Below are 19,719 nucleotides of genomic sequence, written 5' to 3'. Positions count from 1 at the left end.
GAAGACCGCACACGATGAACACACACCACTCCGCCGCGGAAACCGGCACGTCCGCACAGAGCCGGGAACTCGACGACGAGTTCGAGCACGGCCCGGTACCGGCCGACCGCCGCAAGTCGCTCCTCACGGTCTCGGCCGTCTGGTTCGGATTCCCGATGATCCTGACCAACGCCATCCCCGGCGGCGTGGTCGTCGCCATGCTCGGCTTCTGGCGCGGGCTCGCGGCCATCCTGGCCGCCAACCTCGTCATGCTCCTGTACGTGGGCGTCCTCAGCCACCGCGCGGGATCCACCGGCGAGAGCTTCTCGCTGCAGGCCTCGCGCACCTTCGGCCGCGGCGGCTACGTCGTGGCCGCCGCGTTCCTCGCCACGATCGTCGTCGGCTGGTTCGCGTTCAACACCGGCGCCACCGGTGCGACGCTGCACGCCTCGTTCGGCTGGCACGAGCGACTCGTCACCGTCCTGGCGGGCCTGGGATTCATAGCCCTGACCTACCTCGGCATCAAGGCACTGTCGTGGCTGGGCGCCGTCGCGGCGCCGCTGTTCATCGTGGCGGGCGTCATCGCCCTCGTGCTCGTGGCCCGCGACCACGACATGGGCGCCGTCTTCTCGTACGACGGCGTCGGCGGCGCCTCCACGCTCACGTTCGGCGCCGCGGTCTCGACGATCATGGCGACGTTCGCCGACTCCGGCACCATGACCGCCGACTTCACCCGCTGGTCCAAGAACGGCCGCCAGGCCGTCCTCGCCACCATCAGCGCCTTCCCGGTCGCGAGCCTCGTCGCCCAGATCGCCGGCGGCCTCGTCGTCGCCGCGGGCGCGATCGCCTCCGCGGGCACCACGGGCGGCGACTTCCTGCCGATCCTGACCGGCGAGCACTCCGGGGTCCTGAACGTGATCGCGGCCGTGTTCGTCTTCGTCAACCTCGGCTCCGTGTGCAGCCACTGCCTCTACAACGGCGCGCTCGGCTGGTCCCACCTCACGGGCACGACGATGCGCCTGATGACGATCGTCCTCGGCCTCATCGGCACACTGGCCGCGCTCGCGGGAGTCTGGGACCACTTCCTCGACTGGCTGGTCATCCTCAGCGTGTTCGTGCCCCCGCTGGGCGGTGTGCTCATCGCCGACCAGCTGTTCGCCCGCGGCGGGCGCGGCGCCATGGACCGCCGCCCCACGGCGACGATCCGTCCCACCGCCTTCGCGGCCTGGGCGATCGGCGCGGCGGCCGCGGGCGCCGCCCACTGGTGGGCCCCGCAACTGTCGGACGCCGTTACGGGCCTGGTCGTCGCGGTGGTGGCGTACGCGGCCCTGGAGCGGGCCGTGCCGGAAATGGGGGTGCGCGCATGATCGGGGCGGCGTTACCGTGGCAGACATGAACGTCATCGGCCTCGGCACCACCGCAACCGCGCGAGCGACCAGCTCCCCGGTTGCCGCCGCCTGACGCACTGCTTCATCCCTCGGCGACCGGAGACGGTCCGCCGAGGGACTTTTTTGTTACGGCCTCCTCCGCGGTCCCGTGTCCGGCGCCCGCCCGCACCCCGCGAAGGAGCCACCCGCCATGAAGCCCGTGAAGCCCGTGAAGCCCATGAAGACGATGCGGACCACGACCGTCGAGGACACGATCCGCACCTTCGTCGAGTACTACGAGGAACGCGGCCACCGTCGCATCACCGGCTCGACCCTGCTGCCGCCGCCCGGCGACCCGGTCCTGTTCACCACCTCGGGCATGCACCCCCTCACCCCGTACCTGGAGGGACGGCAGCATCCGCTCGGGCAGCGCCTGGTGAACGTCCAGCGCTGCCTGCGCACCACCGACCTGGAGGAGGTCGGCGATGCCACCCATCTGACCGTGTTCGAGATGCTCGGCACCTGGTCGCTCGGCGACTACGAGGGACCCCGGAGCCTGGAATGGGGATACGACCTGCTCACGGAGGGGCTCGGCGTCGACCCGGACCTGATCCACGCCACCGTCTTCGGCGGCGACGGCCAAGTCGGCCTCGACACCGCCTCGTTGGAGGTGTGGCAGCGGCGCGGCGTCCCCGTCGAGCGGACCGTCGAGGACAACTGGTGGTCCAACGGCCCGACCGGCCCCTGCGGACCCGACTCGGAGATCTTCGTGTGGACCGGCGACACCCCGCCGCAGTCGACACCCACCCGCGACGACCGCTGGGTCGAGGTCTGGAACCACGTGATGATGCGTCACCGACGCCTGGGCGACGGCACGTTGGTGCCCCTGCCGCAGCGCAACATCGACACCGGGCTCGGCCTCGAGCGACTCCTCGCCCTGCTCCAGGGCGTCGACTCGGTCTTCGAATGCGACGTGTTCACCCCCTGGCGAGAGCGCCTGCCCGGACTGTGGCACCTCGACGAGCCGTCGCTGCGCCTGGTCAGCGACCACCTGCGGTCGGCCGTCGTGGTGACCGGGGACGGCGTGCGCCCCGGCAACACCGGCCGCGCCTACGTGCTGCGCCGCCTGATGCGGCGCGTCCTCACCACGCTGTGGCGCGACGACCCGACCCGCCAACTCACCGACCTGCCCCAGGAGTTGGTGCGGCACACCCTGGACCACTTCCGGCAGTCGGCCGACCCGGACGAGGTGCGCCGCGTCCTGCTCGACGAGGAGCGCCGCTTCGGCGAGCTGCTGCAGCGCGGCCGGCGGATCCTCGACCGCCCCCGGTTCCGCGGCCCCCTCGACGAGGAGGACTTCCACTACCTCCACGACACGCACGGACTGCCACGGGACCTCGTCGTGAGTCTGCGGGGCGACAACTGACCGGAGTGGGCCGCCCGTGACGGGGTAGGCGCAGCGCGTACGAGCTGCGACGCGTGGGCGGCTCACGGCCGAGGGGTTGACCATGGAGCCAGCACGGACGCGTTTCCCGGCGCGCTGGGAGGACGGCGGCGTCCTGGTCGTGGACGTCGTCGGCGAGTTCGGCAGCAGCGCCGCGACCGAGCTCGGCGACCTGCTGAAGCGCATGGGCGCAACCGGACAGCGGGCCTACGTCGTGGACTTCGGCGCCGTAGGACGCTGCGGGCCCGGCGCCGCCCGGCAGTTCGTGGAGACCGCCTCGCGGGCGCTGCCGGCCGACGGGGTCCTCGCGGTCGTCGCGGGAGCCGCCGCCCGGCCCGCCCTGACCACTGCCGGGGCGGGCGACGTCACCGGCGGCCTCCACGACGTGGCCGCACACGCGATCGGCGCCTGCCTGGCCCGCGCGTCCCAGGCCCCGGCCTGACCGGGGGCCGGTCTTCGAACTGGGAGCCCGTCAGTCGTCCAGCGCTGCCCGAACCGCCGCCTCCGCATGCAGCCGCGCGGTGGGGAAGACCGGGACCGGGCTGTCCCCGGCGCCGATCAGCAGCTCGATCTCGGTGCAGCCGAGGACGATCCCCTCGGCGCCGGACGCGACCAGATCGGCGATGACCTCCTGGTACGCGGCGCGCGACGCGTCCCGTACGACACCGAGGCACAACTCCTCGTAGATCACGCGGTGGACGAGTGCCCGCCCCGCGTCGTCCGGGACGCGGACGTCCAGGCCGCCCCGCGCGAGCCGGCCGCGGTAGAAGTCCTGCTCCATCGTGAACGCCGTGCCCAGCAGCCCGACCCGCTTCACCCCCGCCGCGCGTACGGCGTCGGCGGTCGCGTCGGCGAGATGGATCAGCGGCACGGCGGTGGCGGCCTGCACCTGGTCGGCGACCTTGTGCATCGTGTTCGTGCACAGGAGCAGCAGATCGGCGCCCGCCGCCTCCAGGCGTCGCGCGGCCTCGGCGAGGATCCGGCCCGCCTGCTCCCAGTCGCCCTCGACCTGCAGCCGCTCGATCTCCGCGAAGTCGACGGAGTAGACGACGCAGCGCGCCGAGTGCAGCCCGCCGAGACGGTCCCGCGTCAGCTCGTTGAGGAGGCGGTAGTACTCCGCCGTCGACTCCCAGCTCATCCCGCCGATCAACCCGATGGTTCTCATCGGCTAATGTTCGCACCCGTACTGCCCGACACGGGGTGCCCCGCACATGCGACGGGGCTGAGATCACACCCGTAGAACCTGAACCAGTTAGCACTGGCGGAGGGATGTCAGCGATGTCGATACCGCACGTTTCCACGGCCTTCGAGGCGGGCCGGTCGGCCGCGCCGGGGGACTGGCGCCCCGAGGCACGCGGCATAGCACCGGTCTGCGAGAGCGACCGGTACGGCGGTGCCGGACGGCTGTTCACCGTCTGGTTCGCCCCGAACCTCACCATGAGCGGCGTCTTCACCGGGACCGTCGGCATCGCCCTCGGCCTCGACTTCGCGACGGCACTCGCCGCCGTGCTCGCGGGCACCGTCATCGGCGCCGTGCCCACCGCCTACCTGGGGACGTGGGGCCCGCGCACCGGCGCCGGCCAACTGCCGCTCGCCCGGCTCGCGTTCGGGCGCGCCGTCGTCGTTCCCGGCGCCCTTCAGTGGCTGTCGTCCATCGCCTGGGACGCGCTGATCGGCCTGTTCGGCGGCGACGCCCTCGCCCGGCTGTGCGGCTGGCCGTTCTGGCTGGGGGCCCTCGTGATGATGGCCGCCCAAGGGGCGTTCGGCGCGCTCGGCTACGAGGCGATCCACCGCCTGCAGAAGGGGATGACCGCCGTGCTCGCCGTCGCGTTCTGCGCGCTCGCGGTGCGCCTCGCGCACGCCGGCGTCACGCCTGCCGGGCACGGGTCCGCGCACGGCGCCGACCGCGTCGGGGCGTTCGTCCTGACCGCCACCATCGCGTTCAGCCTGTCTGTGTCCTGGGCGCCGTACGCCAGCGACTTCAGCCGCTACCTGCCGCGCACCACGTCCTCGGCCCGCATGTTCTGGTACACCCTGTGCGGCATCGTCGTCTCCTTCACCGCCGTGGAGGCGCTCGGCCTGTGGGGCGCCTCCGTCTTCACCGACCAGACCGCCCAGGGCGTCGACACCCTGCTCGGCGGCGGCGTGATCGGCTCGCTCGGACTGCTCGCCGTGGCGCTGGCCGCGCTGTGCAGCAACGCCATGAACGACTACAGCGGCTCGCTCGCGCTCCAGGTCGTCGGCGCCCGCGTGCCGCGCCCGCTCGCCGCCGCACTCGCCGCGCTCCTCGGATTCCCGCTGGTGCTGTGGATGCACGCCGCCGACACCGCGGCCCGCTTCCAGAACGTGCTGCTGTTCGTCGGCTACTGGATCCCCGGCTTCGTCGCGGTCGTCGTCGTGGACTGGCTGGCCCGCACCCGCGCACGCGGCGGCGCCCCCGTCGACCTCGCGGCCGAACAGGCCCATGCGCAGCCGGTGTTGCCCGCCCTGACGGCGTTCCTCGCGGCCTTCGCCGCCACCGTTCCCTTCATGAACACCGCCCTGTACGTGGGACCCGTCGCCGAAGCGCTGCACGGCGCCGACCTCGGCTACTACGTCGCCTTCGTCACCGGGCTCGTCCTCTACGCGCCGTTCAGGCTGCGCCGCGGACAGACGCGGAGCCCCGCCGCGTCGAGCCGGACCTGAGGGCGGCAGTCGAAGGCCCTGTCCAGGGCGCGGGTGACGGCGGGCGCGACGGACCGGATGCGGAACCAGGCCGGGTCGATCACCGCGTAGCGCGCGGCCGGATCGTCCAGACAGCGCAGGTTCTCGCGGAAGCTCGTCAGGCGCGTCACGGCCCGGTCGTAGGACGTGCGCTGGAGGAAGACGGGCGACGGGTAGCGGCAGTGCGTCGGGTTGCCGAGCTGGTAGCCGATGTCGCCGAAGGCCAGGTACACGACCGGGGTGCGGGCGCCGATCCCGGCCCGCAGCGCGGCCAGTTGGGGCTCCAGGCTCTCGCGGGCGTGCAGGCGAGAGAGCGCGGTGTACCCGGCGTGCCGGACGTCGAACGAGTACGGCGCGGTCGGCCACGCGGGCACGGCGGCCGCCAGCGCGAACACCGCGACCGGGACGGCCGCGCGGGACAGCAGGGGAGGGGCGCTCCGGACGCCGCGCGGACGGACGACCACGAGCCACAGCGCCGTCCCGGCCACGACCGCGCACAGGGCGGCATCGACCGGGATCCCGTGGGACGTGCGCCAGGCGAGCGGCCGCGCCGCCGTGAGCGGGGCGGCCACCCCGAGCCCGGCCGTGGCCAGTAGCAGCGGCAGCACCGGACGCCCGGCGCGCACACCGTGCCGGACGACGGCCAGGGCCCACAGGGCGGCCGCGAGCGGAACCACTGCGGCCAAGTGGTAGAGGAAGTACTGCCCTTGGACGACGAGCGCCGCGACCACACCGGCCAGGCCCGCGCCGACGAGCAGCGGCCAGGCCCGGGCGGCACGCGGCGTCCCGGCGGTGCGCATCAGCACCACGACGCTGACCGGCAACAGGGCCACGACGGGCACGAGCAGGGCCTCGTTCGCCAGGACGAGCACCAGCGAACGCACCTGCCCGGACCCGAAGCCCGTACGCATCACACTCTCCGGATTGAGCGCGGAGAACTCCCGCAGCCAGCGCCACTCCCGCGGCTCCACGTACGTCGCCAGGGCCGGCCCGGCAGGGGTGGCGACCAGGGCCCAGGCGGCAGCGGCCAGGGCGCGGCGCCGGTCCAGGACCGCGACCACGCCGAGGCCCAGCAGCGCGGTCGGCGCGGTGGTGTACTTCATCAGCACCGCCAGGGCGAGCAGCAGCCCGGCCGGTGCCGCGCCAAGGAACCGGCCGCGCGCGGTGAGCGCGGCGCCGACGGCCGCCGTGGCCAACACCGCGGCCAGCCACTCCGGTTGGAGGAAGTCCCAGGCCGGAGCGGCGATCAGCGCGACGCCGACAGCGCCCGCGACGGCACCCGCCTCCCGGCGCGGCAGCCGCGTCGCGAGCCCGCGGCGCAGCCACAGCGCGACCCCGGCGACGCACACGACGACCAGGATCCGCAGCACCGCCTCCCGCACGGCGAGCGAACCGAAGGCCGGTGCGTCGAGGCCGGCCATCAGCCACCGGTACGCCAACGGGCGGTGCACGAACGTCTCCGCCGCGCTCAGCCCACCGGCCCCCGTGACGTGCAGGCCACCGAGCACGTAGCGCACGTCGTGGTTGAGCCCGCTCACACACAGAGCGGCGAGAACGCCTGCGGCGACCACCGCAGCAGCGGCTCCGCCGACGCGGCGGCCCACGATCCCGGTCCCGGACCCCGGGCCGTCCGCCACCGACCGGACCCGGCCGGAGGGTTCTCGAAGACCGGAAGGCTCGTGAAGACCGGAAGGCTCGTGAAGAACTGACACGAGCGCAGACGCTAACCCGCGCCGCCACCACCGAAGGACGCGGATACGGACAATTCCGCCGCGTGCACCCACTGTTCACCGGGGGTTCGCCGCCTCGGTGGGCGTACGGGGCGGGTGGGCGGCCGCCCCGCGACATGTCATCATGCAATGACATCGCTTGATGACAAGAACGGGAAGCCTTCCTTGCAGCCCTCCATACCGGAGCCCGCGTCCACTCCTGCCGCACCGCCCACCGCCCTGCGGCACCCCCGGACCCTCGTGCCCGTCCTCGTCTCGCTCGGCATGCTCGTCGCCGTGGTCAGCAGCCTCGGCGCACCGCTCATCCCGACCATCGCGGCCGAGGACCACGTCGGCGTCTCCACCGCGCAGTGGGCGCTGACGGTCACGATGCTGGTCGGCGCCGTCGCCACTCCCGTCATGGGACGCCTCGGCGACGGCCCGCACCGCAAGGGCGTCATCCTCGGCGGGCTCGCCTTCGTCCTCGCGGGCAGCCTCCTCGCGGCCCTGCCCCTCGGCTTCGCCTGCCTGCTCGCGGGACGGGCGCTGCAGGGCGTCGGCATGGGGCTGGTGCCGCTCGCCATCGCCACGGCCCGCGACGCACTGCCCCCGGAGCGGGCGCGGTCGGCGGTGGCCACGCTCTCCCTGACCACCGCCGCGGGCATCGGGCTCGGCTACCCCATCACCGGGCTGTTCGCCGAGTACCTCGGGATGTACGCCGGCTTCTGGTTCGCGGCGGCCACCGCCCTGGCCGCGCTCACCGCCGCCGCGCTCGTCGTGCCCGCGGCCCCGCACCGACCCGCCCTTCCGATGGACGTGCCCGGGGCGCTGCTGCTCGCCGGAGGCATGGCGGCCCTGCTGATGGCACTGGCCGAGGGCGAGCGATGGGGATGGGGCTCGGCGCCGCTGCTCGCGCTCGCCGCCGCGACCGTCGTCCTGCTCGCCGGATGGGTCCTGCACTCCCTGCGCAGCACCCACCCGCTGGTGCGCGTGCGGCTCGTCAAGGACCGCGGCGTCCTCGTCGCCAACCTGACCACGATGGTCGGCGGCGTCGGCACGTACCTGCTCATCGCCCTCGTCACCCGTTACGTGCAGACGCCCGAGTCCGCGGGATACGGCTTCTCCGCGTCCATCGTCCTCACCGGCCTGCTGCTCGTCCCGTTCTCCGTGGCCAGCCTGATCACCGGCCGGCTCGTCCGCGGCATGGGACGCGCCGCGACACCCGGCCGGATGCTGCCCCTTGGCTGTCTGCTCTCGCTGGGCTCCCTGGTCTGCTTCCTGCTCGCCCGCTCCAGCCTGTGGGGCATCGGCGCGATGATGGCGATCGCCGGGCTCGGCGTGGGCGTGACCTTCGCGGTGACGCCCGGCCTGATCGTCGCCGGGGTGCCCGCGCAGGAGACGGGCAGCGCGATGAGTTTCAATCAGGTCGTGAAGTACATCGGATACTCGACCGGCAGCGCGCTCAGCGCCGTCATCCTGCAGGCCGCCACCGCCCCCGGCTCGGCCCTGCCGGGCAACGACGGCTACCGCACCGCGGGCCTCGTCGGCTGCGCCGCGTTCCTGGCCACCGGCATCATCGCCGTGGCGCTGACCCGCCGGGGCACCGGGACCCGGCCGTCCGTCGTCGCGGCGGGATCGCCCGCCGTCGCGGGCGACCAGGCACCTGCCGCGCCGAGCCGCTCGTGAGCGCGGCGACGCCGGGCCCGCGCCGCGACTCCGCCCGCAGTCGCGAGGCCCTGCTGCGGGCGGCGACCGCCCTCTTCTCCGAGCGCGGCTACGACCGCACCACCATCCGCGAGATCGGCGACCGGGCCGGCGTCGACCCCGCCCTCATCGCCCGCTACTTCGGCAGCAAACCCCTGCTGTACGTGGAAGTGCTGCGGGCCGAGCACGGCGACAGCGCGCCGGACGACCTGCTCACCGAACCCCGGCTCCGCGACGTCGCGGCGCGTGCCGAGCGGCGCGGACCCGTGCCGCTGCTGCGGGTCGCCGTCCAGCCGCTGAGCGACGCGGCCGCGCAGGACGCCACCCGCGCCGCGCTGCAGGACCGCCTCGTGCACCCGCTGCGCGCACGGTTCGAGCGCGAGGGGCACGACCGGCCCGGGCTGCGGGCCGACATCCTCGTCGCGGCCGTCTCCGGGGTACTGCTCGCCCGCCACTCCGGGGCCTTCGACGACCTGGCGGAGGCGAAGGTGGACGACGTCGTCGACGTCCTTCTCGACATGCTCGGCGCGGACCCGCGCGACCTCGGGTGATACAGATGTTCCTGCAGTGATCGTCACCGGAAGGAACCCTCGTTGACCTCCGACGCCGCCCCCGTGCTGGTTGCCGTCGACGGACGCACCGCCCGCATCACCTTGAACCGGCCCCGGGCCCTGAACGCGCTCACCCCCGCCATGGTGCGCCGGATCGCCTCGGTACTCGACACCCTCGAGAGCGATCCCGCGGTCCGGACCGTGGTGCTCGACGGCGCGGGGGAGCGAGGCCTGTGCGCGGGCGCCGACATCCGGCTGTTCCACGACGACGCGCGCAGCGGCGACCACACCGCCTCACAGGACTTCCTGCGCGACGAGTACCGCCTCAACTCCCGTATCGCGCACTACCCGAAGCCCTACGTCGCCGTCATGGACGGCATCGTCATGGGCGGCGGCGTCGGCCTGTCCGCGCACGGCAGCGTGCGCCTGGTCACCGAGCGGTCGAGGATCGCCATGCCCGAGGTCGGCATCGGCCTCGTCCCCGACGTCGGCGGCACCTGGCTGCTCGCCCGCGCACCCGGCCACCTCGGCACCCATCTCGCCCTGACGGGTGCGTCGATCGGCGCCGCCGACGCCCTGCTGTGCGGCCTCGCCGACCACTGCGTACCGTCGTCGCAGCTGCCTCAACTCCTAGCGGATCTCGCCGAGTCGACGCCCGACGAAGCCGTGGCACGCCATGAGCGGCCCGCGCCCGTGGGCGTACTCGCCGAGCAGCGTGCCTGGATCGACGCCTGTTACGCCGCGGACACCGTCGAGGAGATCGTGGACCGGCTCGTCTCCTGCGGTGAACCCGCTGCGAAGGAAGCCGCCGAAACCCTGCACTCCCGCTCGCCCGCCGCCCTCAAGGCCACGCTGGAGTCGCTGCGCCGCGCGGCCCGGCTCGACTCCCTGGAGCAGGCGCTCGACCAGGAGTACCGCGTCTCCTGCGCGGCCCTCGGCACCCACGATCTGCCCGAGGGGATCCGCGCCCAGATCATCGACAAGGACCGCAACCCGCAATGGTCCCCGGCGACCCTCGCCGAGGTCGAACAGGCCGACGTGGAACGCTACTTCGCGCCGCTGGGGGAGCGGGAACTGGGCCTCGGCTGAGCAGCGGGCGACTGCGTGGACCGGGGCGCTCAGAGAGCGGCGAGCAGGCTGTCGAGCGGGGCGGGCGTCCGGGCCGGGTCGAGCGCCGCCACGAGCACATGGCCGTACCGGATCTTGCGGCCCTTCTTCGTACCGAAAAAGCGCCGGAACTGCTGCTGCGGGGTACGGCCCCGCTGCGCGGGCTGGCGCAGGAACGTCTCCAGGGAGCGCAGATCGCCCTCCTGCCCGACGAGTTCCCGCACCCGCGTCACCCCGAGCGCGCGGATCAGCTCGTCCTCCAGGTCCGCCGCGCAGACGAAGAACTCCGGCCGCGACGCACCGGCCCGCTCCCAGCCGCGCTCGTAGTAGCCGCGCTCCGCCTCGTCGCACAGGCCCGTCAGCCGCAGGCCGAGCCCCGACGGGCCGAGCAGCCCGGCGAAACGGCCGACGCTCATCGCACCGCCCATCGACACGACGCAGATCCCCTCGGCCGCGAGATCCCGCCCCCGGCGCGCGGCCAGCGTCGAGACGGCGGCCGCGTCGCTCGGCCCCTCGAGCAGGACGACGGTCCGCACCGGCAGCAGCGCGGCCAACTCCCGCGCCGGGTCACCGGGGCCACCGGCCGCCCACGCCACGACGGCCTCCTGGAACGCTCTCATGTCAGCCACGGGCACGAGTCTGCGTCCTTTCGCGCAGCACCGGTAGGCAATATCCGCAGGCAGCCGTAGCCAGTCAGCCGCAGTCAGCCGTGGGACGAGGCCGTCCGTACGGATGCCGTACGCCTGCCGCGGGAACGGGGTCGTTTCACGCGATCCGAAAAAGTCCCGAAGAAAATTGCGCCGACGATGTCGAGAACCGGTGACCGGCTCCGTCCCCGCCGTGCACGCGACCACAATGGGCCGCACCCGTACCGAGGAGAACGACCATGGCCAAGTACCTGCTCCTGAAGCACTACCGAGGCGCCCCGGCAGCGGTCAACGACGCGCCCATGGACCAGTGGACGCCGGAGGAGATCACGGCGCACGTGCAGTACATGCAGGACTTCGCGACCCGCCTCGAAGAGACCGGCGAGTTCGTCGACGGCAAGGCCCTCGCCCCGGAGGGGACGTGGGTCCGCTACGACGGTGAGGGGCGCCCGCCCGTCACCGACGGCCCGTTCGCCGAGACGAAGGACCTCATCGCGGGCTGGATGGTGATCGACGTCGACAGCTACGAGCGCGCCGTCGAACTGGCCGGAGAGCTGTCCGCCGCTCCCGGCGCGGGCGGCAAGCCGATCCACGAGTGGCTGGAGCTGCGCCCCTTCCTGGCCCCGCACCCCACCGTCACGGACGACTGCCCCCACCGATGAACCCGATGAACGAGGCCCTGCTGAGGAACCTCACGCCGAGCGTGATCGGCATCCTCGTCCGCCGCGGAGCAGACTTCGCGGCGGCCGAGGACGCCGTGCAGGACGCCCTCGTCGAGGCCGTCCGCGTCTGGCCGGACGAGCAGCCGCGGGACCCCAAGGGCTGGCTCGTCACCGTGGCCTGGCGCCGGTTCCTCGACGCGACCCGGGCGGACACCGCCCGCCGCAGGCGCGAGGACCTCCTCGACGGAGAACCGGAGCCCGGGCCCGCGCCCGCCGTGGACGACACACTGCAGCTGTACTTCCTGTGCGCCCACCCGTCGCTGTCGCCGTCGTCCGCGGTCGCGCTCACCCTGCGCGCCGTGGGCGGCCTGACCACCCGGCAGATCGCCGCGGCCTACCTGGTGCCCGAGGCGACCATGGCCCAGCGGATCAGCCGCGCCAAGCGCACGGTCTCGGCCGTACGCCTGGACCGGCCGGGCGACGTCGCCACCGTGCTCCGCGTCCTGTACCTCGTCTTCAACGAGGGCTACTCCGGCGACGTCGACCTCGCCGCCGAGGCCATCCGCCTGACCCGCGGGCTCGCCGCCGCCATCGACCACCCCGAGGTGGCCGGACTGCTCGCGCTGATGCTGCTGCACCACGCCAGGCGCGCCGCCAGAACCGCACCCGACGGCAGCCTGGTGCCGCTCGCCGAACAGGACCGCGGCCGCTGGGACACCGCCGCGATCGCCGAGGGCGTCACGATCCTGCAGGCGGCACTCGCCCGCGACCGGCTCGGCGAGTTCCAGGCCCAGGCCGCCATCGCCGCGCTGCACGCCGACGCCCGCACCGCCGAGGAGACCGACTGGGTGCAGATCGTCGAGTGGTACGACGAACTCGCGCGGCTCACCGACAACCCGGTCGTGCGGCTCAACCGCGCCGTGGCCGTCGGCGAGGCGGACGGCCCGCGCGCAGGCCTCGCGGCGCTCGCGCCCCTGGACGCCGCACTGCCCCGGCACAGCGCCGTGGCCGCGTACCTCCACGAACGCGACGGGGATCTGACGGCGGCGGCACGGCTGTACGCGGAGGCCGCCCTGAAGGCCACCAACGTCGCCGAACGCGACCACCTGACGCGCGAGGCCGCCCGGCTCAACGCCCGCCGCAGTCGCTGACGAGGCATGGACGCCCGCGCCCGGATCCGTGAGGATGTCCGTCATGCCCGCCTGGAGGATCACAGCAGAGCCCGTCACCGACGACGTGGTCGACGAGGTGATGCGGCAGTACTTCACCGAGATGGGACAGCAGGTTCTCGGCCGTGCGGTCACCGAGGCCGAGGTCGACGCGGTGCTCGCCGAGGACCCGCACGACGAACTCGCCCCGCCCGACGGCGAGTTCCTCGTCGCACGCGACGCCCACGGCGCGTTCCTGGGCTGCGCGGGCCTGCGCCTGTCGCCGCGCCTCCCCGCGACCGCGGAGCTCAAGCGCATGTACGTGCTGCCCGCCGGCCGGGGTTCCGGTCTCGGCCGCGGCCTGCTCCTCGCCGTCGAGGAGGCCGCGCGCAGGCTCGGCGCGTCCCGGATCGTCTGCGAGACCAACACCCAGCTCACCGCCGCCCGGGCCCTGTACACCCGGCACGGCTACGAGGAGACGGCGCCCTACGAGGGCCACGGCCGGGCCGACCACTGGTACGCCAAGGCCCTCGGCTAGCAGCCGAGCGACGGCAGCGTGGTGTTGCCGGTCCGCATGCGGTTCTTGATACGCGGACGATATGTGCCCGCTCGTACCATCGAGAGCATGCGTGTGCTGATCGTCGAGGACGAGCCCTACATGGCAGAGGCCATCCGCGATGGCCTGCGCCTGGAAGCAATCGCGGCCGACCTCGCGGGCGACGGCGACACCGCCCTGGAAATGCTGAGCGTCAACAGCTACGACATCGCGGTCCTCGACCGCGACGTCCCCGGCCCGTCCGGCGACGAGATCGCCCAGCACATCGTCGCCTCGGGCAGCGGCATGCCGATCCTCATGCTGACCGCGGCCGACCGACTCGACGACAAGGCGTCCGGCTTCGGGCTCGGCGCCGACGACTACCTCACGAAACCGTTCGAACTGCAGGAGCTCGTCCTCAGGCTCCGGGCGCTCGACCGCAGGCGCGCCCACAGCCGCCCCCCGGTCCGTGAGATCGCGGGCCTGCGTCTTGATCCGTTCCGGCGCGAGGTCTACCGGGACGGCCGCTACGTCGCGCTGACGCGCAAGCAGTTCGCCGTGCTCGAGGTCCTCATCGCCGCCGAGGGCGGCGTCGTCAGCGCCGAGGAACTTCTGGAACGCGCGTGGGACGAGAACGCCGACCCGTTCACCAACGCCGTCCGCATCACCGTGTCGGCGCTGCGCAAGCGGCTCGGCGAACCCTGGATCATCGCCACCGTGCCCGGCGTCGGCTACCGCATCGGAGGCGACGGTGGATAGGTCCCCCGGCCTCAGCGTCCGCCTCAAGCTCACCCTCAGCTACGCCGGATTCCTCATGGTCGCCGGTGCCCTGCTGCTCGCCGCCGTGGGCTGGTGGCTCCTGCAGGAGGGGTGGCTGCAGACCAACGAAGAGGGGGCATGGAAATCAACTCCGGGCACCACCTTCGTACGCGGCTTCGCTCCCGTCGCGGGCGCGGTCATGGTGTTCCTGCTGGTGTTCGGCCTCCTCGGCGGATGGTTCCTCGCCGGCCGGATGCTCGCCCCCCTGACCCGCATCACGGACGCCACCCGCACCGCCGCGACGGGGTCGCTCGCGCACCGTATCCGGCTGCCCGGTCGCCAGGACGAGTTCCGCGAACTGGCCGACGCCTTCGACGCGATGCTCGAACGGCTGGAAGCGCACGTCGCCGAACAGCAGCGTTTCGCGGCCAACGCCTCGCACGAACTGCGCACCCCACTGGCCATCTCGAAGTCACTTCTCGACGTGGCCCGCAGCGATCCGTCACACGACACCCGCGAGGTCCTCGACCGCCTCGAAGCCGTCAATACCCGAGCGATCGACCTCACGGAAGCACTGCTCCTGCTCAGCCGAGCCGGCCAGCGGTCCTTCAGCCGAGAACGGGTCGACCTGTCCCTCCTGGCGGAGGAAGCCACCGAAACGCTGCTGCCCCTCGCAGAGAAGAACGGCGTCACCATCGAGACCCGCGGCGACATCACGCCCACGAGCGGATCGCCGGCGCTCCTGCTGCAACTGACCATGAACCTCCTGCACAACGCGATCGTCCACAATCTGCCCGGCCAGGGCATGGTGTGGGTCACCACCGGCGTCCACCCCGGCACCGTGGTGCTCACGGTCGAGAACACCGGCAGGAAGCTGACTCCACGCCTGGTCTCGACGCTCACCGAACCGTTCCAGCGAGGCACCGAGCGCATCCACGCCGACCAGGCGGGCGTCGGCCTCGGCCTGGCCATCGTCACCACCATCACGCGCGCACACGACGGCGTCCTCACCCTCACCCCGCGCGAGACCGGCGGCCTGCGCATCACGGTGCAACTGCCCGCGCGTACGCACCCGCAATAGACGGGTCGACCACTTATCGGCGGCGTATCAAAAACCGCATACGCGCCGGCAACGCCGTGTTTCCTTCAATGGAGGCATGACCTACAGCGAACCAGTGGGAATCACCGCCTTCGGATGCGGGCGGGACGAAGCCGCACGGTTCCGGGAGCTGGCTCCCCGATTCGGAGTGACGCCGACGATCACGGAATCCGCGGTGTCGCAGGAGACCGCCCGTCTGGCATCCGGAAACCGGTGCATCAGCGTCGGGCACAAGACCCGGATCACCCCGGAGACACTGGGTGCACTGAGCCGCGTCGGCGTCTCCTACATCTCCACAAGAAGCGTCGGGTACGACCACATCGACGTCGAGAGTGCGGGCCGCTTCGGCATTTCCGTCGGGAACGTCCGCTATTCCCCCGACAGCGTCGCCGACTACACGGTGATGATGCTGCTGATGGCGGTGCGCCACGCCAAGTCCACCGTCCGCCGCGCGGATGTGCACGACTACCGTCTGCACGACGTACGCGGCAGAGAGCTGCGCGACCTGACCGTCGGCGTGGTCGGAACCGGGCGCATCGGCACCGCCGTCATGGAAAGGCTCCGCGCCTTCGGATGCCGGATTCTGGCGTACGGAAATCGCGTCGGAGAGTCCGAGGAGTCCGGGAAGTCCGGGAAGTCCGGGAAGTCCGGAGAATTCGGGGAGTCCGGGGAATTCAGAGATTCCAGGGAATCCGGTGAATTCGGCGACTGCGGTGGCCTCGGCGACGAGGTGCCGCTCGATCAATTGCTGAGGTCGAGCGACGTCGTCACGCTCCACGCACCGCTCAACGCCGACACGTACCACCTTCTCGACCGCGAGCGCATCCAGCGGATGAAACCCGGCGCGTTCGTGGTCAACACCGGGCGCGGTGCCCTCATCGATTCGACCGCGCTGGTCGCGGCGCTGGAGGACGGACGCCTGGGTGGTGTCGCGCTCGACGTCGTCGAGGGCGAGGAAGGCGTGTTCTACGCCGACCGACGGAACGCGCCCATCGACAGCAAGCCACTGCTGCGGCTGCAGGAAATGCCGAACGCGTTCATCAGTCCGCACACCGCGTATTACACGGACCGTGCCCTGAGCGACACGGTCGAGAACTCGATCACCAACTGCCTGGAATTCGAAAGCAGGAACAAGCGTGCCTAAGACCAAGCTTCAGGTGGGAATCCTCTTCGGCGGCTGCTCGGAGGAACACCCCATCTCCGTCAAGTCCGCGCGGGAGATCGCACGGAACCTCGACCCGGACACGTACGAGCCGTACTTCATCGGGATCACGCGCGGCGGAGCCTGGAAACTCTGCGAGGGCCCCGCCGCGGACTGGGAGAGCGGCGCATCCCGGACCGCCGTGCTGTCCCCGGACCGTGACGTGCCCGGACTGCTCGTCCTCGACCAGGGGAAGTACGAGACGATCGGCCTGGATGTCGTGGTGCCCGTCCTGCACGGAAAGCTCGGGGAGGACGGCGCGATCCAGGGTCTGCTCGAACTGTCCGGCATCCCGTACGTGGGCTGCGACGTCCAGAGTTCCGCGCTGGGCATGGACAAGTCCCTCGCCTATGTCGTCGCCGCCGGCGCCGGAATCGCCACGCCGAACTTCCGGACGGTCGCGGAGGGCGAGGACATCGATGCCGAACGGCTCACCTATCCCGTCTTCGTGAAGCCGGCCCGCTCGGGATCGTCCTTCGGGGTCAGCAAGGTGGCGCATGCGGAAGAGCTGCCGGGCGCGCTCGACATCGCCCGCCGGTACGACACGAAGGTCCTGGTCGAGGAGGCGGTCGTCGGCAGTGAAGTCGGCTGCGCGATCCTGGGTCGCGGAACGGACCTGACCGCGGGAGAAGTCGACCGCATCGCCCTGTCCCACGGATTCTTCCGGATCCACCAGGAGGACGAACCCGAGACAGGCTCCGACAATTCGACGCCGATCGTCCCCGCCGACATTCCCGCTGAATCCCGGGCACGCGTCCAGGAAACGGCGAAGGCCGTCTACCGCGCCCTGGGCTGCAGCGGACTCGCCCGCGTGGACCTGTTCTTGAAGGACGACGGGCAGGTCGTCCTCAACGAGGTCAACACCTTCCCCGGCATGACCTCGTACAGCCGCTATCCGCGGATGATGGCCGCTGCCGGAATTCCGCTGTCCGCGGTCATGGACCGCCTGGTGGCCGGGGCACTGCACCGGCCCCTGACCACGACGGAGCCGGCCGGTGCGTAACGACTTCGTCTTCATGGACGAGTTCCTGCCCGGGGTCCGCTGGGACGCCAAGTACGCCACCTGGGACAATTTCACCGGAAGACCGGTCGACGGATATCTGGCCAATCGCATCGTCGGCACCAGGGCCCTGTGCGCGGCATTGCAGACCGCACGAGAAGAGGCGGCCGCTCACGGATTCGGCCTGCTCCTCTGGGACGGCTATCGCCCACAACGCGCCGTGGACTCCTTCCTGCGCTGGTCGGAGCAGCCGGAGGACGGCCGTACCAAGCACCGCCACTACCCCCGTATCGACCGGCCCGCGATGTTCGAGAACGGATACGTGGCCACCAAGTCGGGCCACAGTCGCGGCAGCACCGTCGACCTGACGCTGTACCACCTGGACAGCGGCGACCTTGCCGCCATGGGCGGCGACCACGATCTGATGGACACGGTCTCCCACCACGGAGCGGAAGGAATCTCGCGGACCGAGGCGGACAACCGCAGGAGTCTTCGATCCGTCATGGAGAACAGCGGATTCAGCTCCTACGCCTGCGAATGGTGGCATTACACGCTCAAGGACGAGCCCTACCCGGACACCTATTTCGACTTTCCCATCACGCAGGTCAGTCTGGGTTGAAGGGCGAAGGGTGAATACGGCGAGGTTGGCGAGCCCTGGCGGGGCCCGCCACCTATCGCCCGCGTATCGAGAACCGCATACGCACCGGCAACACCCCGCCGTCTTCACTGGAGTCATGACTCAGAGCCGGCCGTCCCCCGCCCCGCACCCCCTCTCGCTCGCGGAGATCGCCGCGCTCGTCGGCGGCCGGGTGGCGGGTGACGCGACCGTCACCGTGCGGGCGCCGGCCGTGCTCGACAGCCGGCACGGCGAACCGGGTGGTCTCTTCGTCGCCATGGCCGGTGAGCGCGTCGACGGCCACGACTACGCGGGCCGCACCCGTGCGACCGCCGTGCTCGGCTCGCGGCCGACACCGCTGCCCACCGTCGTCGTCGGCGACGTACAGGACGCACTGCAGACGCTCGCCGCCCACGCCGTGGCCCGGCTGCGCGACCGGCTGACCGTCGTCGCCGTGACGGGCTCACAGGGCAAGACCAGCACCAAGGACCTGCTGTCCGCGGTCCTTTCGGGCGCCGGGCCGACCGTCGCCACGCACGGTTCGTACAACAACGAACTCGGCGTACCCCTGACCATGCTGCGCGCCGACGCGCACACCCGCTTCCTCGCCCTCGAAATGGGCGCCCGCCACCTCGGCGACATATCCCACCTCACCGGCCTGGTCGCACCCGACATCGCGGTCGTGCTCAACGTCGGCCAGGCCCACATCGGGGAGTTCGGCTCGCGCGCGGCCATCGCACGGACCAAGGGCGAACTCGTGCGCGGCCTCGCACCCGGCGGCACCGCCGTCCTCAACGCCGACGACCCCCGCGTCGTCGCGATGCGTGCGCTGACCGGCGGGCCGGTCCTGACCTTCGGCCGCGCCGCACACGCCGACGTGCGGGTCCAGGACCTGGTCCTCGACCGCCTGGGCCGGGCGACGTTCACGCTGCGTGCCTCCGGCGCCTGCGCCCGTGTCGCGCTGCCGTTCGCGGGCGCCCACCAGGCACTCAACGCGGCGGCCGCCGCCGCGGCGGGACTCGCGGCCGGCATCCCCCTGCTCACCTCGGCGGTGGCCCTCAGCACCGCCTCACTGTCCAGGTGGCGCATGGAGCTCCGCACCCTGGCCTGCGGCGCGACCCTGCTCAACGACTCCTACAACGCCAACCCCGATTCCACCCGAGCCGCCCTGGACACGCTCGCAGCCGTCGCGGGCCGCCGCCGTATCGCCGTACTCGGCGCGATGCTCGAACTCGGCGCCGACAGCGAGGCCGAACACCGGGCGGTGGGCGCGTACGCGGCCGCGCGCGCCGACCTGGTGGCCGTCGTCGGCGCGACCGCCCGCCCCGTCGCCGACGCCCCGGGGGAGCGGGCGATCGCCTTCAGCGACAACCAGGCGGCCGTCGCCTGGCTGCGCGAGACCCTGACCGGCGGCGACGTCGTCCTCGTCAAGGCGTCGCGCGGCGCCCGTCTCGACGAGGTGGCCGCCGCACTCGGGTAGCCGTGCGG

Annotated in this window: 19 protein-coding genes and 1 riboswitch; of the genes, 16 read left to right on the top strand and 3 right to left on the bottom strand. The window is 72.2% G+C overall.

Features of this window, described 5'->3' with window-relative positions; all coding sequences use genetic code 11:
* Positions 1-14 precede the first annotated feature (14 nt).
* The 3 genes from ACIBUY_RS24630 to ACIBUY_RS24620 all read left to right on the top strand — a co-directional run bounded on the left by ACIBUY_RS24630 (position 15) and on the right by ACIBUY_RS24620 (position 3,232).
* Complete coding sequence (locus ACIBUY_RS24630; protein WP_399153719.1) at positions 15-1,346, top strand: cytosine permease; 1,332 nt, start codon at positions 15-17, stop codon at positions 1,344-1,346.
* A 247-nt stretch (positions 1,347-1,593) separates the two neighbouring features.
* Positions 1,594-2,772: an alanine--tRNA ligase-related protein gene (locus tag ACIBUY_RS24625; RefSeq protein ID WP_399153798.1), complete on the top strand. Its 1,179-nt coding sequence runs from the start codon at positions 1,594-1,596 to the stop codon at positions 2,770-2,772.
* A gap of 82 nt (positions 2,773-2,854) precedes the next feature.
* Positions 2,855-3,232, top strand: coding sequence for a hypothetical protein (locus tag ACIBUY_RS24620; RefSeq protein WP_399153718.1), 378 nt, complete (start codon positions 2,855-2,857; stop codon positions 3,230-3,232).
* A 30-nt stretch (positions 3,233-3,262) separates the two neighbouring features.
* Here ACIBUY_RS24620 and ACIBUY_RS24615 read toward each other — a convergent pair whose 3' ends face one another.
* Entirely contained in the window at positions 3,263-3,955 is a 693-nt protein-coding gene (locus ACIBUY_RS24615) for an aspartate/glutamate racemase family protein (RefSeq protein ID WP_399153717.1), read from the bottom strand.
* Positions 3,956-3,976: 21 nt separating this feature from the next.
* Positions 3,977-4,077, top strand: a riboswitch (TPP riboswitch).
* Between ACIBUY_RS24615 and ACIBUY_RS24610 the strand changes: the two genes are divergently transcribed.
* Entirely contained in the window at positions 4,060-5,475 is a 1,416-nt protein-coding gene (locus ACIBUY_RS24610; RefSeq protein WP_399153716.1) for a purine-cytosine permease family protein, read from the top strand. (Overlaps the previous riboswitch by 18 nt.)
* Here ACIBUY_RS24610 and ACIBUY_RS24605 read toward each other — a convergent pair.
* Positions 5,412-7,130 (bottom strand): hypothetical protein, encoded by a 1,719-nt coding sequence (locus ACIBUY_RS24605; protein WP_399153715.1) that lies wholly within the window; start codon positions 7,128-7,130, stop codon positions 5,412-5,414. The two genes, ACIBUY_RS24610 and ACIBUY_RS24605, sit on opposite strands and share 64 nt — an antisense overlap.
* Positions 7,131-7,352: 222 nt before the next feature.
* Between ACIBUY_RS24605 and ACIBUY_RS24600 the strand changes: the two genes are divergently transcribed.
* From ACIBUY_RS24600 to ACIBUY_RS24590, 3 genes are read left to right on the top strand one after another with little or no spacing between them, the layout of a single operon-like run.
* Complete coding sequence (locus ACIBUY_RS24600) at positions 7,353-8,888, top strand: MFS transporter (protein WP_399153714.1); 1,536 nt, start codon at positions 7,353-7,355, stop codon at positions 8,886-8,888.
* The gene (locus ACIBUY_RS24595) at positions 8,885-9,457 is read left to right on the top strand and encodes a helix-turn-helix domain-containing protein (RefSeq protein ID WP_365575809.1); all 573 of its coding nucleotides are present in this window, start codon (positions 8,885-8,887) and stop codon (positions 9,455-9,457) included. Before ACIBUY_RS24600 ends, ACIBUY_RS24595 begins: the two co-directional genes overlap by 4 nt.
* A gap of 42 nt (positions 9,458-9,499) precedes the next feature.
* The gene (locus ACIBUY_RS24590) at positions 9,500-10,546 is read left to right on the top strand and encodes an enoyl-CoA hydratase/isomerase family protein (protein ID WP_399153713.1); all 1,047 of its coding nucleotides are present in this window, start codon (positions 9,500-9,502) and stop codon (positions 10,544-10,546) included.
* Positions 10,547-10,575: 29 nt separating this feature from the next.
* On the opposite strand, the gene ACIBUY_RS24585 is transcribed toward ACIBUY_RS24590, so the two are convergent.
* Positions 10,576-11,193 (bottom strand): TOPRIM nucleotidyl transferase/hydrolase domain-containing protein, encoded by a 618-nt coding sequence (locus ACIBUY_RS24585; RefSeq protein WP_399153712.1) that lies wholly within the window; start codon positions 11,191-11,193, stop codon positions 10,576-10,578.
* Between the two features lie 257 nt (positions 11,194-11,450).
* Between ACIBUY_RS24585 and ACIBUY_RS24580 the strand changes: the two genes are divergently transcribed.
* The 9 genes from ACIBUY_RS24580 (at position 11,451) to murF (ending at position 19,711) form a co-directional block, all read left to right on the top strand.
* Positions 11,451-11,873, top strand: a complete 423-nt coding sequence (locus ACIBUY_RS24580; RefSeq protein WP_365575815.1) for a YciI family protein — start codon at positions 11,451-11,453, stop codon at positions 11,871-11,873.
* A gap of 5 nt (positions 11,874-11,878) precedes the next feature.
* Positions 11,879-13,024, top strand: a complete 1,146-nt coding sequence (locus ACIBUY_RS24575) for an RNA polymerase sigma factor (RefSeq protein WP_399153797.1) — start codon at positions 11,879-11,881, stop codon at positions 13,022-13,024.
* Positions 13,025-13,067: 43 nt separating this feature from the next.
* The gene (locus ACIBUY_RS24570; RefSeq protein WP_365575816.1) at positions 13,068-13,559 is read left to right on the top strand and encodes a GNAT family N-acetyltransferase; all 492 of its coding nucleotides are present in this window, start codon (positions 13,068-13,070) and stop codon (positions 13,557-13,559) included.
* A gap of 87 nt (positions 13,560-13,646) precedes the next feature.
* The gene (locus ACIBUY_RS24565; RefSeq protein ID WP_365575818.1) at positions 13,647-14,315 is read left to right on the top strand and encodes a response regulator transcription factor; all 669 of its coding nucleotides are present in this window, start codon (positions 13,647-13,649) and stop codon (positions 14,313-14,315) included.
* The gene (locus ACIBUY_RS24560; protein WP_399153711.1) at positions 14,308-15,396 is read left to right on the top strand and encodes a sensor histidine kinase; all 1,089 of its coding nucleotides are present in this window, start codon (positions 14,308-14,310) and stop codon (positions 15,394-15,396) included. Before ACIBUY_RS24565 ends, ACIBUY_RS24560 begins: the two co-directional genes overlap by 8 nt.
* 76 nt (positions 15,397-15,472) lie before the next feature.
* On the top strand, positions 15,473-16,558 hold the full coding sequence (locus ACIBUY_RS24555) for a D-isomer specific 2-hydroxyacid dehydrogenase family protein (RefSeq protein WP_399153710.1): 1,086 nt from the start codon (positions 15,473-15,475) through the stop codon (positions 16,556-16,558).
* Complete coding sequence (vanA, locus tag ACIBUY_RS24550; protein ID WP_399153709.1) at positions 16,551-17,618, top strand: D-alanine--(R)-lactate ligase; 1,068 nt, start codon at positions 16,551-16,553, stop codon at positions 17,616-17,618. Before ACIBUY_RS24555 ends, vanA begins: the two co-directional genes overlap by 8 nt.
* Complete coding sequence (gene vanX, locus ACIBUY_RS24545; protein ID WP_399153708.1) at positions 17,611-18,234, top strand: D-Ala-D-Ala dipeptidase VanX; 624 nt, start codon at positions 17,611-17,613, stop codon at positions 18,232-18,234. The genes vanA and vanX overlap by 8 nt, the downstream gene beginning before the upstream one ends.
* Before the next feature lie 115 nt (positions 18,235-18,349).
* Entirely contained in the window at positions 18,350-19,711 is a 1,362-nt protein-coding gene (murF, locus tag ACIBUY_RS24540) for a UDP-N-acetylmuramoyl-tripeptide--D-alanyl-D-alanine ligase (RefSeq protein WP_365575828.1), read from the top strand.
* The last annotated feature ends 8 nt before the right edge of the window (positions 19,712-19,719 follow it).

The sequence above is a fragment of the Streptomyces sp. NPDC050085 genome (assembly GCF_044460595.1).
Classification (GTDB): domain Bacteria; phylum Actinomycetota; class Actinomycetes; order Streptomycetales; family Streptomycetaceae; genus Streptomyces.
This window is presented reverse-complemented; position numbering and strand designations above follow the sequence as displayed.

Coding starts and splice junctions, on each gene's coding strand:
- ACIBUY_RS24630 (WP_399153719.1), top strand. CDS start 15: ATGAACACACACCACTCCGCCGCGGAAACCGGCACGTCCGCACAGAGC.
- ACIBUY_RS24625 (WP_399153798.1), top strand. CDS start 1,594: ATGCGGACCACGACCGTCGAGGACACGATCCGCACCTTCGTCGAGTAC.
- ACIBUY_RS24620 (WP_399153718.1), top strand. CDS start 2,855: ATGGAGCCAGCACGGACGCGTTTCCCGGCGCGCTGGGAGGACGGCGGC.
- ACIBUY_RS24615 (WP_399153717.1), bottom strand. CDS start 3,955: ATGAGAACCATCGGGTTGATCGGCGGGATGAGCTGGGAGTCGACGGCG.
- ACIBUY_RS24610 (WP_399153716.1), top strand. CDS start 4,060: ATGTCAGCGATGTCGATACCGCACGTTTCCACGGCCTTCGAGGCGGGC.
- ACIBUY_RS24600 (WP_399153714.1), top strand. CDS start 7,353: ATGACATCGCTTGATGACAAGAACGGGAAGCCTTCCTTGCAGCCCTCC.
- ACIBUY_RS24580 (WP_365575815.1), top strand. CDS start 11,451: ATGGCCAAGTACCTGCTCCTGAAGCACTACCGAGGCGCCCCGGCAGCG.
- ACIBUY_RS24575 (WP_399153797.1), top strand. CDS start 11,879: ATGAACGAGGCCCTGCTGAGGAACCTCACGCCGAGCGTGATCGGCATC.
- ACIBUY_RS24570 (WP_365575816.1), top strand. CDS start 13,068: ATGCCCGCCTGGAGGATCACAGCAGAGCCCGTCACCGACGACGTGGTC.
- ACIBUY_RS24565 (WP_365575818.1), top strand. CDS start 13,647: ATGCGTGTGCTGATCGTCGAGGACGAGCCCTACATGGCAGAGGCCATC.
- ACIBUY_RS24555 (WP_399153710.1), top strand. CDS start 15,473: ATGACCTACAGCGAACCAGTGGGAATCACCGCCTTCGGATGCGGGCGG.
- murF (WP_365575828.1), top strand. CDS start 18,350: ATGACTCAGAGCCGGCCGTCCCCCGCCCCGCACCCCCTCTCGCTCGCG.